Annotated in this window: 13 protein-coding genes; 7 read left to right on the top strand and 6 right to left on the bottom strand. The window is 67.5% G+C overall.

What is annotated here, in order from left to right; all coding sequences use genetic code 11:
- Positions 1 to 32: 32 nt before the first annotated feature.
- The 4 genes from OG407_RS24930 to OG407_RS24915 form a co-directional block, all read right to left on the bottom strand.
- Positions 33 to 569 (bottom strand): RICIN domain-containing protein, encoded by a 537-nt coding sequence (locus OG407_RS24930; RefSeq protein WP_405861333.1) that lies wholly within the window; start codon positions 567 to 569, stop codon positions 33 to 35.
- Positions 570 to 725: 156 nt separating this feature from the next.
- Positions 726 to 1,136, bottom strand: coding sequence for a hypothetical protein (locus OG407_RS24925; protein WP_405861331.1), 411 nt, complete (start codon positions 1,134 to 1,136; stop codon positions 726 to 728).
- 47 nt (positions 1,137 to 1,183) lie between these two features.
- On the bottom strand, positions 1,184 to 1,585 hold the full coding sequence (locus OG407_RS24920; RefSeq protein WP_405861329.1) for a hypothetical protein: 402 nt from the start codon (positions 1,583 to 1,585) through the stop codon (positions 1,184 to 1,186).
- Between the two features lie 337 nt (positions 1,586 to 1,922).
- Positions 1,923 to 4,214 (bottom strand): (Fe-S)-binding protein, encoded by a 2,292-nt coding sequence (locus tag OG407_RS24915; protein ID WP_405861327.1) that lies wholly within the window; start codon positions 4,212 to 4,214, stop codon positions 1,923 to 1,925.
- Between the two features lie 240 nt (positions 4,215 to 4,454).
- Between OG407_RS24915 and OG407_RS24910 the strand changes: the two genes are divergently transcribed.
- From OG407_RS24910 to OG407_RS24885, 6 genes are all read left to right on the top strand, one after another.
- Positions 4,455 to 5,477, top strand: a complete 1,023-nt coding sequence (locus tag OG407_RS24910) for an MraY family glycosyltransferase (RefSeq protein ID WP_405861325.1) — start codon at positions 4,455 to 4,457, stop codon at positions 5,475 to 5,477.
- Positions 5,478 to 5,573: 96 nt separating this feature from the next.
- The gene (gene dnaK, locus OG407_RS24905; RefSeq protein WP_328680990.1) at positions 5,574 to 7,418 is read left to right on the top strand and encodes a molecular chaperone DnaK; all 1,845 of its coding nucleotides are present in this window, start codon (positions 5,574 to 5,576) and stop codon (positions 7,416 to 7,418) included.
- Positions 7,415 to 8,077, top strand: a complete 663-nt coding sequence (gene grpE / locus OG407_RS24900) for a nucleotide exchange factor GrpE (protein ID WP_365301687.1) — start codon at positions 7,415 to 7,417, stop codon at positions 8,075 to 8,077. The genes dnaK and grpE overlap by 4 nt, the downstream gene beginning before the upstream one ends.
- A gap of 42 nt (positions 8,078 to 8,119) precedes the next feature.
- The gene (gene dnaJ, locus OG407_RS24895; protein WP_405861322.1) at positions 8,120 to 9,310 is read left to right on the top strand and encodes a molecular chaperone DnaJ; all 1,191 of its coding nucleotides are present in this window, start codon (positions 8,120 to 8,122) and stop codon (positions 9,308 to 9,310) included.
- Positions 9,311 to 9,315: 5 nt separating this feature from the next.
- Positions 9,316 to 9,768: a heat shock protein transcriptional repressor HspR gene (locus OG407_RS24890; protein WP_033284884.1), complete on the top strand. Its 453-nt coding sequence runs from the start codon at positions 9,316 to 9,318 to the stop codon at positions 9,766 to 9,768.
- A gap of 474 nt (positions 9,769 to 10,242) precedes the next feature.
- Positions 10,243 to 11,349 carry a sugar ABC transporter substrate-binding protein gene (locus OG407_RS24885; RefSeq protein WP_405861320.1) on the top strand — a complete coding sequence of 369 codons (1,107 nt, stop codon included), beginning with the start codon at positions 10,243 to 10,245 and terminating at the stop codon, positions 11,347 to 11,349.
- Between the two features lie 87 nt (positions 11,350 to 11,436).
- Here OG407_RS24885 and OG407_RS24880 read toward each other — a convergent pair whose 3' ends face one another.
- Both OG407_RS24880 and OG407_RS24875 read right to left on the bottom strand, forming a co-directional pair.
- Positions 11,437 to 11,619 carry a DUF397 domain-containing protein gene (locus OG407_RS24880; RefSeq protein ID WP_405861318.1) on the bottom strand — a complete coding sequence of 61 codons (183 nt, stop codon included), beginning with the start codon at positions 11,617 to 11,619 and terminating at the stop codon, positions 11,437 to 11,439.
- Between the two features lie 10 nt (positions 11,620 to 11,629).
- Positions 11,630 to 12,511 carry a helix-turn-helix domain-containing protein gene (locus OG407_RS24875; RefSeq protein WP_405861316.1) on the bottom strand — a complete coding sequence of 294 codons (882 nt, stop codon included), beginning with the start codon at positions 12,509 to 12,511 and terminating at the stop codon, positions 11,630 to 11,632.
- Positions 12,512 to 12,808: 297 nt separating this feature from the next.
- On the opposite strand from OG407_RS24875, the gene OG407_RS24870 reads away from it, so the two are divergent.
- The gene (locus OG407_RS24870) at positions 12,809 to 13,120 is read left to right on the top strand and encodes an ATP-binding protein (RefSeq protein ID WP_405861314.1); all 312 of its coding nucleotides are present in this window, start codon (positions 12,809 to 12,811) and stop codon (positions 13,118 to 13,120) included.
- The last annotated feature ends 333 nt before the right edge of the window (positions 13,121 to 13,453 follow it).

The following is a 13,453-nucleotide window of genomic DNA, read 5'->3' as shown; positions in this document are numbered from 1 at the left end:
CACGACGCGAGGCCGGCCCCGCCGGGCTCCTCTTACACGAAGTCCCATATCTGATTGGTGTTGCCGGGGACGCAGTCCCACACCTGGATCCTGGTGTTGTCGCTCAGCGATCCGCCAGGCAGGTCGAGACACTTTCCGCTCACCCGGTTGACGAACTTGTAGGAGAGTCCGACGCCGGCTCCCTCAAGGATCCATTCATCACTCGAAGTCGCGTTGCAGTCGAGCTGCTGAGTGAGGCTTCCGTTGGCGGTTCCGGTGGCGTCCAGGCACTTTCCTGTGTTCCGGCTCACGAACTTGTAGTAGCCGCCGTCGATGAATACGGCGGCCCACAGTTGGTTGTCCGTGTTCCTGCAGGAGAACTGCACTACCGGCGCGAAGTTGTCCTGGGACCCTCCCGCGACGTCAAGGCACTTCTGGCTGGTGAAGGCCCTGATCTCCTGCCAGTTGCCGGCGGCCTGGGCGGATGTGCCGCTGAGCAGCAACCCGCCGATCGCGGTAGTGAAAGCCAGCAGTGCGAATAGCCTGCGTCTGAGACCCATGGATTCCTTCTCGTCGTCGGCGAGCGACATCCGGCCGGGGACGCCCCCACGGTGCCCCTGCTTTCCGGAAGGCCGACGGACAGCGTGGTGGCCCAGAAATTCGCCTGTCACGCCCTGTGCCGCTCAGCGGAACGGGATCGCCGCACCGATCGCCCTGGACGGATCACACGTCGCCCCACCTCGCCGCTACGACGTACAGACGTTCTTGAGCTTGTCCGCCGCCGCGTCGATCTTGCTGGAGTCGGGGTTCGTGTCGCCGTTCAGGATCGACTTGTTGTAGTCGGAGATCGCCTTGTTGAGGTTGTCGACCGCCTTGTCGACCTTGCTGTCGTCCGAGTTGGCGTCGATCTTGTCCAGGTTCTTGTCGATCGTCGTGATGGATTCGTCGGTCCTGGTGGGGTTCTTCGCCGCGTCGACGCCCGCTTCGTGGATCGCCTTGAGGCTGTCGGAGATCGTGTTCCAGTTCTTCAGGCAGTTCAGGGAGTTGGAGGCGTCGGAGGTGTCCGTGGGGTCGCAGGCCGTGAGGAGTCCGGTGGTCAGGGCCATGGCTGCGACGGACGTGGCCAGGACGGCAGTACGGCGGCGGTGTGTGGTCATGGGCGTGCCCTTCGAGAGTGAGGTTCGGGGACTGCGGGGCGAACAGGTCAGGCCCAGGGCTCTTCCACCCTCGCCTCGACGGCCGGCCTGCGGCGGCCCGCGATCAGACCGCCCGCCGCGCCCAGGGAGACCAGGCCCATACCGGCGGCGGTCGCGATGCCCTTGACGCCGTCCATGGAGAGGTAACAGAACGCGGCTACACCGCCGTTGAAGAGGAACAGGAACCACAGCGTCGACGGCTTCGACAGGAACGCCTTGATCTTCGGCTTCTTCGCGATGCGCGAGCCGGCCAGCATCGAGACGGCGATACCGGTGTAGGTGGCGGCGTTCTTCGCCGTACCGTCCAGCACCGCCCCGGAGGCCGTGCTCGCGGCGAGACCACCGACGAAGCACGACCACAGCAGCAGGTTGGCGACGAACGACTTCACGGCGGCGAGCAGCGACTTCACGGGATTTCCTAAGGGAGGAGGGGACGTGATCTCTGCCCTCTACGATTCCGTCACGCGCTCGCCGTCACGAGGGACCGCTCTCCCGGATACATGGTGTACCGCGCTACACCATGGGGATGGGATGGATCGCCGTCAAAGGGGCCTACACGTATGACGAGCCCCGTGCCGGCACCGAGGTCGAGGTTCTGTGGGCTCCGTCGGCACCGGAGCTGGGCGGACGGCAGGGATTCCCCGGTCGCCTTCGTTCTCGTCGTGATCCTCGGGGACAGATGACGGTACGACGACGCCCCGCACCCTTTGGCGAGGGTGCGGGGCGTCGTCGTAGAAGACTGGCTGGTTACTTCACCGGCTGGGGTTCCGGGGCGTTCTCCGGTTCCGCGGTGCCTGCCGGGGGCTCGTCGTCCGACGGCTTCCTGACCGAGTCCAGGAGGAGCTGGGCCACGTCGACCACCTGGATCGATTCCTTGGCCTTGCCGTCGTTCTTCTTGCCGTTGACCGAGTCGGTCAGCATCACGAGGCAGAAGGGGCAGGCCGTCGAGACGATGTCCGGGTTCAGGGAGAGGGCTTCGTCCACGCGCTCGTTGTTGATGCGCTTGCCGATGCGCTCTTCCATCCACATGCGCGCGCCGCCGGCGCCACAGCAGAAGCCGCGTTCCTTGTGGCGGTGCATCTCCTCGTTGCGGAGGCCGGGGACGCTGGCGATGATCTCGCGCGGGGGCGTGTAGATCTTGTTGTGGCGGCCCAGGTAGCAGGGGTCGTGGTAGGTGATGATGCCCTCGACCGGGGTAACCGGGACCAACTTGCCCTCGTCGACGAGGTGTTGGAGCAGCTGGGTGTGGTGGATGACCTCGTAGTCGCCGCCGAGCTGCGGGTACTCGTTGCCGATGGTGTTCAGGCAGTGCGGGCACGTTGCGACGATCTTCTTCGCCGACTTCGGCTTTGCCGACTCGGCCACGACCTTGCCGTCGTCGTCCAGTTCCTCGCCGAACGCCATGTTCAACGCCATGACGTTCTCCATGCCGAGTTCCTGGAACAGCGGCTCGTTGCCGAGCCTCCGCGCCGAGTCGCCCGTGCACTTCTCGTCGCCGCCCATGATCGCGAACTTGACGCCCGCGATGTGGAGGAGTTCCGCGAAGGCCTTCGTCGTCTTCTTGGCGCGGTCTTCCAGCGCGCCCGCGCAGCCGACCCAGTACAGGTACTCGACCTCGGTGAGGTCCTCGATGTCCTGGCCGACGACCGGGACCTCGAACTCGACCTCCTTGAGCCACTCCAGGCGCTGCTTCTTCGCCAGGCCCCAGGGGTTGCCCTTCTTCTCCAGGTTCTTGAGCATCGTCCCGGCCTCGGACGGGAACGCGCTCTCGATCATCACCTGGTAGCGGCGCATGTCGACGATGTGGTCGACGTGCTCGATGTCCACCGGGCACTGCTCGACGCAGGCGCCGCAGGTGGTGCAGGACCACAGGACGTCCGGGTCGATGACGCCGTTCTCTTCGAGGGTGCCGATCAGCGGGCGTTCGGCCTCCGCGAGGGCAGCGGCGGGTACGCCTGCGAGCTGCTCCTCCGTCGCCTTCTCCTCGCCCTCCATCGACTTGCCGCCGCCCGCCAGCAGGTACGGGGCCTTGGCGTGCGCGTGGTCGCGGAGGGACATGATCAGGAGCTTGGGGGACAGGGGCTTGCCCGTGTTCCAGGCGGGGCACTGCGACTGGCAGCGGCCGCACTCGGTGCACGTGGAGAAGTCCAGCAGGCCCTTCCAGGAGAACTGCTCGACCTGGGAGACGCCGAAGACGTCGTCGTCGCCCGGGTCGGTGAAGTCGATCGGCTTGCCGCCCGACGTCATCGGGAGCAGGGCGCCGAGGGAGGTCTCGCCCGTCGCGTTCCGCTTGAACCAGATGTTCGGGAACGCCAGGAAGCGGTGCCAGGCCACGCCCATGTCCGTCTTCAGGGCGACCGTGATCATCCAGATGAAGGAGGTCGCGATCTTCACGCCCGCGAAGAGGTACGTGAGGTTCTGGAGCGTGGAGACGTCCAGGTGCTCCAGCGCCGACACCACGGGGTACGAGATGAAGAAGGACGCCTCGTAGCCGTCGACGTGGTGCTGGGCGCCCTCCAGCGCGTGCAGCATGAAGATGCAGACGCCGACGATGAGGATGACGGCCTCGACGAAGTACGCCTGGCCGAAGTTCGAGCCGGCGAAACGGGACTTGCGGCCCGGCTTGTTCGGCTTGCTCAGCTGGCGGATCACGATCAGGGCGAGGATGCCGAGGACCGTCATCGTGCCGATGAACTCGACGAAGACGTTGTACGGCGCCCACTCACCGATGACCGGCAGCAGCCAGTCTGCCTGGAAGAGCTGGCCGACGGCGTTGACGATCGTCAGCAGCAGCGAGAAGAAGCCCACCGCGACGAACCAGTGTGCGACGCCGACGACACCCCAGCGGTTCATCCGGGTGTGGCCGAGGAACTCCTTGGCCACGGTGACGGTGCGCTGCACGGGCTCGTCGGTGCGGGTGCCCGCTGGCACGTTCTGGCCGAGTCGCATGAAGGTGTAGATCTGCAGGACGGCGCGGGCGAACAGCGCCACACCGACCACGATCAGTACCAGCGACACGATGATCGCGGCGAGTTGCATTTCAGGGCTCCTCGGGCCTGCGAGGGGTCATGGCATTACCGCCCAGCACATTACTAAGCGGTAACTTAATCGGTTCGACCGAGACTACCCCTATCTTGCGTCGCACTGTAGCCAGCCGTGCGGTGATGTGTGTCGCTGAGGGTTGCCTAAAAAGACCTGCTCCGGGCTTGTTCCCGAGCTTGTTACGGTCCGATCGTGTTATTCGTACTGAATTGGTACATTTGCGTCTAATTTGGATCCGTGCTCTACGGGATTCTCGCCGCCACGACCGCCCTGCTCCTCTCCGCCCTCCTCGCCGCACTGCTCCGGGTGCCCGCACTGCGGGCGCGGATCGTCGACCGCAGACGGCGGACGCGTCCGGTACCGCTGCTCGGGGGACTCGCCGTCGCGCTCGCCGTCGTGTCGGTGACCTGGGCGTGCGACTGGACCGGCGTCGCCCCGCTCGGCGACGGCGTCGGCGGGCTGCTGGGCGCCGGGTCCGCCGTGGCCGCGCTCGGGCTCGTCGCCGACGTGTGGCGGCTGAAGACGCGGTTCCTGGTCCTCGGTACGGCCGTGGCGGCGGCCTGTGTCGTGCCGTACGGCGAGATCGGGGTGCCCGGTGGAGTGCTTGCGGCGGTCTGGATCGTGTTCGTCGCCGGTGCCTTCAAGGGGCTCGATCACGCCGACGGGCTCGCGGGGACCGTGGGGGTGGTCACCGCCTTCGGGGTCGGGGCCTGTGCCGCGATGGAAGTGATGGACGGGCTCGCGGTGTTGCTCAGTGTGCTGGCCGCCGCGCTCACCGGGTTCCTGATGCACAACTGGCATCCCGCGCGGATCGCGCTCGGCGCGTGCGGGTCGCTGTTCACGGGGTTCGTGCTCGCCTCGGCCGCCGTGGTCACGCAGGCCGGGCGCGGGTTCGCGTCCGGTGCGGGCGTGCTGTTCGCGCTCACCGCCGTCGCGAGTGCGGATGCCGTACTGGTGTTGCTGTCGCGACGGCTCGCCGGGCGGGCGTTGCTGCGGGGCGGGCCCGACCATCTCGCCCATCGGCTGCGGCGGTTGGGGCTCACTCCGCAGGGCGCGGTGGTGGTCCTGGCGGTCGGGGGGTTCTCCGGAGTGCTCGTCGGGGTGCTCGTGCACAACGGGTGGGTGGGCGAATCCGCCGTCGTGTGGGTGGCGGGCGGGGCCCTGCTCGTCGTGTTCGGACTGCTTAAAGTCAGCGTCTACGGGGCACGACGTACCGCGTCCACGCAGGTCAGGGCGCAGTTGCGTGTAAGGAACGGATAAGAGTTGAGCCTGGTCGACTCAGCTCTGTTGACCCAGCGGTGAGTCTCGTGCACACTTGAGTCCGTTCCACTCAAGTCATTGCTGGAGGAATCAACCATGGCACGTGCGGTCGGCATCGACCTGGGCACGACTAACTCCGTCGTCAGCGTTCTTGAAGGCGGCGAGCCCACCGTCATCACCAACGCAGAGGGCGCCAGGACCACGCCGTCCGTCGTCGCCTTCGCCAAGAACGGCGAGGTGCTCGTCGGAGAGGTGGCCAAGCGCCAGGCGGTCACGAACGTTGACCGGACCATCCGTTCCGTGAAGCGCCACATGGGCACGGACTGGAAGATCGAGCTGGACGGCAAGAGCTTCAACCCGCAGCAGATGAGCGCCTTCATCCTGCAGAAGCTGAAGCGCGACGCCGAGGCCTACCTGGGCGAGAAGGTGGCCGACGCGGTCATCACCGTCCCGGCGTACTTCAACGACTCCGAGCGCCAGGCGACGAAGGAGGCCGGCGAGATCGCGGGCCTGAACGTCCTGCGCATCGTGAACGAGCCGACCGCCGCGGCGCTGGCGTACGGCCTCGACAAGGACGACCAGACGATCCTCGTCTTCGACCTCGGTGGCGGCACCTTCGACGTGTCCCTCCTGGAGATCGGCGACGGCGTCGTCGAGGTGAAGGCCACGAACGGCGACAACCACCTCGGTGGTGACGACTGGGACCAGCGGGTCGTCGACTACCTGGTGAAGCAGTTCGCCAGCGGTCACGGCGTGGACCTGGGCAAGGACAAGATGGCCCTGCAGCGTCTGCGCGAGGCTGCCGAGAAGGCCAAGATCGAGCTGTCCAGCTCCACCGAGACCTCGATCAACCTGCCCTACATCACGGCGTCCGCCGAGGGCCCGCTGCACCTGGACGAGAAGCTCACCCGCGCCCAGTTCCAGCAGCTGACGGCCGACCTGCTGGAGCGCTGCAAGACGCCGTTCCACAACGTCATCAAGGACGCCGGCATCTCCATCAACGAGATCGACCACGTCGTCCTCGTCGGTGGCTCCACGCGTATGCCCGCCGTCGCCGAGATCGTCAAGGAGCTGACCGCCGGCCAGGACGCCAACAAGGGCGTCAACCCGGACGAGGTCGTCGCCATCGGCGCGTCCCTCCAGGCCGGTGTCCTCAAGGGTGAGGTCAAGGACGTCCTGCTCCTCGACGTGACCCCGCTGTCCCTCGGTATCGAGACCAAGGGAGGGATCATGACCAAGCTCATCGAGCGCAACACCACGATCCCGACCAAGCGGTCCGAGATCTTCACCACCGCCGAGGACAACCAGCCCTCCGTGCAGATCCAGGTCTACCAGGGCGAGCGCGAGATCGCGGCGTACAACAAGAAGCTCGGGATGTTCGAGCTGACCGGTCTGCCGCCGGCCCCGCGCGGTGTCCCGCAGATCGAGGTCTCCTTCGACATCGACGCCAACGGCATCATGCATGTCACGGCCAAGGACCTCGGCACCGGCAAGGAGCAGAAGATGACCGTCACCGGCGGCTCCTCGCTGCCGAAGGACGAGGTCGACCGCATGCGCCAGGAGGCCGAGCAGTACGCGGACGAGGACCACCGTCGCCGCGAGGCCGCCGAGTCCCGCAACCAGGGCGAGCAGCTCGTCTACCAGACGGAGAAGTTCCTCAAGGACAACGAGGACAAGGTCCCCGGCGAGGTCAAGACCGAGGTCGAGGCTGCCGTCGAGGAGCTGAAGGCCGCGCTCAAGGGCGAGGACACCGCCGAGATCCGCACCGCCACCGAGAAGGTCGCCGCGGTCTCGCAGAAGGTCGGCCAGGCCATGTACGCCGACGCCCAGGCCACCCAGGCCGCGGGCGGCGACGCCCCGGGTGCCGAGGCGCCCAAGGCGGACGACGACGTGGTGGACGCCGAGATCGTGGACGACGAGCGCAAGGACGGTGCCGCGTGACGGAGGAGACTCCGGGCTTCGACGAGAAGCCCGACGTCCCTTCCGGCGCCACCCCCGACGACGCCGAGCCGCAGGCCGCCTCCCCCTCCAGCAGTGGGGAGGGGGCGGCCCCGGCAGGGGACGCAAGTGCACAGATCGCCGGTCTGACGGCCCAGCTGGACCAGGTGCGCAAGGCGCTCGAAGAGCGCACCGCGGACCTCCAGCGCCTCCAGGCCGAGTTCCAGAACTACCGCCGCCGGGTCGAGCGGGACCGCATCGCGGTCAAGGAGATCGCCGTGGCGAACCTCCTCACCGAGCTGATGCCGACGCTCGACGACATCGGCCGCGCGCGGGAACACGGCGAACTGGTCGGCGGTTTCAAGTCGGTGGCGGAATCCCTGGAGACCGCCGCGGCGAAGATGGGGCTGCAGCAGTTCGGCAAGGAGGGCGAGCCCTTCGACCCGACGATCCACGAGGCCCTCATGCACTCGTACGCGCCGGACGTCACCGAGACGACCTGCGTGGCGATCCTTCAGCCCGGGTACCGCATCGGCGAGCGCACCATCCGCCCTGCGCGGGTGGCCGTGGCCGAGCCGCAGCCCGGCGCCGCGGGGACCGGCAAGGCGGAGGACGAGTCCGAGGCCGCCGACGAGAAGGACAACGGCCCTGAAGAGGGCTGACGCAGCTGACGCACCGAGCGGACAGAAGGAGGGACGTCGAGGATGAGCACCAAGGACTTCATCGAGAAGGACTACTACAAGGTCCTCGGCGTCCCCAAGGACGCCACCGAGGCCGAGATCAAGAAGGCGTACCGGAAGCTCGCCCGCGAGTTCCACCCGGACGCCAACAAGGGCAACGCCAAGGCCGAGGAGCGCTTCAAGGAGATCTCCGAGGCCCACGACATCCTCGGTGACCCCAAGAAGCGCAAGGAGTACGACGAGGCCCGCTCCCTCTTCGGCAACGGCGGCTACCGCCCGGGGCCGGGCGGCGCGGGCGGCGGCAACTTCAACTTCGACCTGGGCGACCTCTTCGGAGGCGGCGCCCAGGGCGGTGGTGGCGCCGGGGGAGCCGGCGGCTTCGGCGGCGGGATCGGTGACGTCTTCGGCGGCCTGTTCAACCGCGGCGGCACGGGCACGACCCGTACCCAGCCCCGGCGCGGCCAGGACATCGAGTCCGAGGTCACGCTCAGCTTCACGGAGGCCATCGAAGGGGCCACGGTCCCGCTGCGGATGTCCTCGCAGCAGCCCTGCAAGGCCTGTTCGGGCACCGGCGACAAGAACGGCACACCGCGCGTGTGTCCGACCTGCGTCGGCACCGGGCAGGTCGCGCGTGGCTCCGGCGGCGGTTTCTCGCTCACGGACCCGTGCCCGGACTGCAAGGGCCGCGGCCTGATCGCCGAGCACCCGTGCATCGAGTGCAAGGGCAGCGGACGCGCCAAGTCCTCGCGGACCATGCAGGTCCGGATCCCCGCGGGGGTCACGGACAGCCAGCGCATCCGGCTGCGCGGCAAGGGCGCACCGGGTGAACGGGGCGGCCCCTCAGGGGACTTGTACGTCATGGTGCACGTAGACGCGCACCCCGTGTTCGGCCGCAAGGAAGACAACCTCACGGTGACGGTCCCGGTGACGTTCGCCGAGGCGGCACTCGGCGGCGAGGTCAGGGTGCCCACCCTGGGCGGCCCGCCGGTGACGCTGAAGCTGCCCCCGGGCACGCCCAACGGCCGGACGATGCGCGCCCGCGGCAAGGGCGCGGTCCGCAAGGACGGCACCCGGGGTGACCTCCTTGTGACTGTCGAGGTGAGTGTCCCGAAGGACGTCACGGGGAATGCTCGTGACGCACTGGAGGCGTATCGAGAGGCGACCGCGGGCGAGGACCCGCGGGCGGAGCTGTTCCAGGCCGCGAAGGGAGCATGAGAGTGATGGACGGCCGTCGACGCAACCCGTACGAGCTGACCGAGGAGACCCCGGTCTACGTCATCTCGGTGGCGGCCCAGCTCTCCGGCCTGCACCCGCAGACGCTGCGCCAGTACGACCGCCTCGGCCTGGTCTCCCCGGACCGCACGGCTGGGCGTGGTCGCCGTTACTCGGCCCGCGACATCGAACTGCTGCGCACCGTCCAGCAGTTGTCGCAGACCGAGGGCATCAACCTGGCCGGCATCAAGCGCATCATCGAGCTGGAGAACCAGGTGGTCGCGCTCCAGCAGCGCGTCGCGGAACTCCAGTCGGCGGTCGAGGGCGCGGCGGCCACGATGCAGCAGCGCGAGGCCGCGGTGCACGCGTCGTACCGGCGCGACCTGGTCCCGTACCAGGAGGTCCAGCAGACCAGCGCGCTGGTGGTGTGGCGGCCGAAGCGGCAGCAGTCCTCGGACTGACGTCCACTCACTCGCGGATGGGGCCCGGAGGATCAACCTCCGGGCCCCATCCGCATGTTCAGGGCGTCAGGGCGTCAGGGCGTCAGGGCCGCCCGGACGGGCGAGGTGCGACTGGCCGTCGCGGCGGCGGTGGCCGTCGCGTGTCCGGCCGGGTTCTGGCCGGGTTCTGGCCGGGTTCATTCGGTCCTCTGCCGGATCGGTACGGCAGGGGGTGGCCGCTGATGATCACGACTCGTGGGGAAAAGAGTTGGTTGTGCGGATCTTTGCCTTCTCATGAACTCCCGTTGAGTGGAGGGTCCGTAAAGAGCGTTTGGATGGGGTTCCGCAGCGTCTCCACATACCAAACGGAACGTGGCGTTGCCATCTCGTTAAGTAGTTCCGCTTGACGCCGGTGGTCGTGGCCGCGTTGGCTTTTCAGTCACCTGGGTTGCAATGCTGCACCCACGTCCGCACGGCACCAGAAGTGAGCTCCCAATGCGTCGTATCGCCATATCCGTGGCCGCGTCCTCGCTGGCCCTCCCCCTGGCCGCCTGTGGCGTGCTCAACTCGTCGGGGAGCAGCACGGACGCGACTCCGGCGAAGGGCAACGACATCACGGTGGGGGTGCTGATGCCGGAGAAGACGAACACGCGGTACTCGGAGTTCGACTTCCCGATCATGAAGGCGAAGATCCAGGAACTCACCTCGAACAAGGGCAAGGCCGACTACGAGAACGCCGGTGGCGTCGCGGCCACGCAGGACAAGCAGATGCAGAAGATGATCGACGAGAAGGTCGACATCATCGTGCTCGACGCCGTCGACTCGCACGCGATCCGGACCATGGTGAAGAAGGCCAAGACCGCGGGCATCCCGGTCATCGCCTACGACCGGCTGGCCGAGGGCCCGATCGACGCGTACGTCTCCTTCGACGGCGAACTGGTCGGCGAGGTGCAGGGCCGCTCCCTGGTCGAGGCGCTGGGCAGCAACGTGGACACCTCCGACAAGATCGTGATGATCAACGGCTCGCCGACCGACCCCAACGCCGCGGTGTTCAAGGGCGGGGCGCTGTCCGAGCTGCAGGGCAAGGTGACGATCGCCGAGAGCTACAACACCAAGGCCTGGGACCCGGTCGTGGCCCAGCAGGAGATGACCGAGGCGATCGACAAGCTCGGCAAGAACAACATCGCCGCGGTGTACTCCGCGAACGACGCGATGGCCGGCGGCATCATCAAGGCCCTGAAGAACGCGGGCCTGACGAAGATCCCGCCCGTCACCGGCCAGGACGCCGAACTCACCGCCGTGCAGCGGATCGTCACCGGCGAGCAGTACATGAGCGTCTACAAGCCGTACCCCGACCTCGCCGAGGCCGCCGCGAAGATCGCGGTCGCCAAGGTCCAGGGCAGGGACATCGAGTTCGACGCCCTCACCCGTGACACGGTCGACAGCCCCACGAACAAGAAGATCCCCTCGCAGCTGGTGTCCGTGGTCGCGCTGACCCGGGACAACATCAAGTCGACGGTGGTCGCGGACGGGATCTACAAGATCTCCGACATCTGCACGGCCGACTACAAGTCGGCGTGCGAGGCGCACGGGTTGAAGTAGGTCGGCTTCGACCGGGCGCCTCGACGGCGTCCGGGACGCCGTCGCTGCCCGTGTACGCGACTCCGGCCGCGGGTACCTCGCCGGGTCTCAGCCGCGGGACTTGAGGTGCCGCAGCAGGGCGGCGAGGCCCTCGGGGGCGGCGGCGAGGGTGACGTCCGGGGTGTCGCTCTCGCGGAGGCGGATCGTTTTGTCCGGGGTGGCGGCGATGTAGACGCACTCGCCCTCGGGGCCGCCACTGAAGGTCGACTTCTGCCAGGCGAGTTCAGTCATCGGGGCCTCCCTAGAGGGTGTAGAGCACATGCTGGATGAGTGCCAGCGAGTCCTTCACCGAGTGTGTTTCTGGGGCCAACGATACGTCGACGGGGGCGAGGGCGTTCTTCGACAGGTACCGGAACAGCCCTTCGTATCGGCCCAGGCTCTGCCTGTCACCCAAGTACGTGAGGCCGAGGGGCAGTTCGAGCAGTACGGTGCCCAACTCCGGGACTCCTGGGATGGCGTGGACGAAGTTGCCGCTGAGGGCGGGGTGCGCCTGGGCGGTGAACGGATAGATCTGGATGGTGACGTTGGGCAGCCGCGCGAGTTCGATGAGGTGCAGCAACTGCTCTCGGACCACGCTGACTCCACCGAACCGTAGGTGCAGAGCGGACTCGTGGATCACGGCATGCACGGAGGGCGGGTCCTCACGGGTGAGAACGCGTTGCCGCTCCATACGGAACTCCAGCGCGCCTTCGCTCCGTTCGAAGCCCAGACCCGGGGTGGCGAAGATGGCTCGGGCGTAGTCGGCCGTCTGGAAGAGCCCCGGGATCAACATCGACTGGTGCATTCGAAGGGCCGTGCAACTCGCTTCCAGCTCGGCCGTGTTGAGCGCATCCAGGCTGCGGCGCTTCTTGTAGGAGCTCCACCAGCCCTTGCCGGTTGCCTCGGACATGGCGACCAGAGCCTCGACATGTGCCTTATTTGTACAACCGTAGAGGTCGCAGAACTCACGGAGTCGTGGGGTCAGGACGGTTGTCTTGCCCGTCTCGATCTGGCTCAGCTGAACGCGGCCCATGCCGATCCGCCCGGCCGCTTCACCGCCCGCCAACCCTGCCTGTTCGCGCAGGTGTTTGAGCTCGAAGCCGAGTCGCCGCTGGCGCTCGCTGATGGTGGTGCGTAGTCCCACGCGTCTCTCCTTGCCGGGGTATCCAAAGTCTGCCCTGGTGGTGGGAGTTGGTCCACCGATTCGGCGATTAGGTTGTTAATGAAATACCTCACGCGCTACCTTGAGTGCGGAAGTGGTCACGTACCGAAACCACTCAACTCCCCCTGCCCATAAGCCGACAGAGCACCCGCACCCCACCGCCCCGCCCAACTCACCCACGACTACAGCCTGTTCGCCCCGGCCGACGCCACCGCACCCCGCGTCTGCCGGGACTTCGTACGCGCCGTCCTCTTCACCCACGACCGCGAATCCCTCGTCATGCCGGCGGCGTTGTGCACCTCGGAACTCGTCACCAACGTCCACCTGCACACGAAGGGTTCCGCGATGATCCGCCTCCGGCTGGGCCCGGCCCGGCTCCGGGTCAGTGTCCTCGACGAGAGTCCGGACCCGCCCGTGGTCGCGCAGTCCACCGCCGGAGTGATCGCCTGCTGGGGGCGGGGGCTCGCCCTCGTCGCGGAGATGGCGGACACGTGGGGCGTCGCCGACGGGAGGGCGGGGCGGTTCGCGAAGGGGGTGTGGTTCGAGCTGGGTGGGAGTGGTGGATCGTTCCGCTTTCGGTCGGACGGGTGAAGCGGGTTTATCAGAACTCCCCGAGGGCTACCGCGCCGAGATCATCGAGGGAGTCATCGAGGTGTCGCCCACCGGCCGCCTTCCGCATGCCCGGGTTGTCAACCGTCTGCGTAGCGCCTCCCCCGGGAAGAGCGACCAGGACCGTGACCGCATCCGCAGGCGCCGCGAGTACGCCCGCGCCGGCATCCCCATGTACGTCCTCATCGACGACTACGACGGCCAGGGCGCCGTAACCCTCTTCACTGGCCCCGCCCCGACAAGGCCGACTGGGAGGACATCCACCGCGTCCCCTACGGCACCGAGGTCGAGATCCCGGACGGCCCCGCCAAGGGC

It is taken from the genome of Streptomyces sp. NBC_01515 (genome assembly GCF_045040345.1).
GTDB lineage: Bacteria > Actinomycetota > Actinomycetes > Streptomycetales > Streptomycetaceae > Streptomyces.
This window is presented reverse-complemented; position numbering and strand designations above follow the sequence as displayed.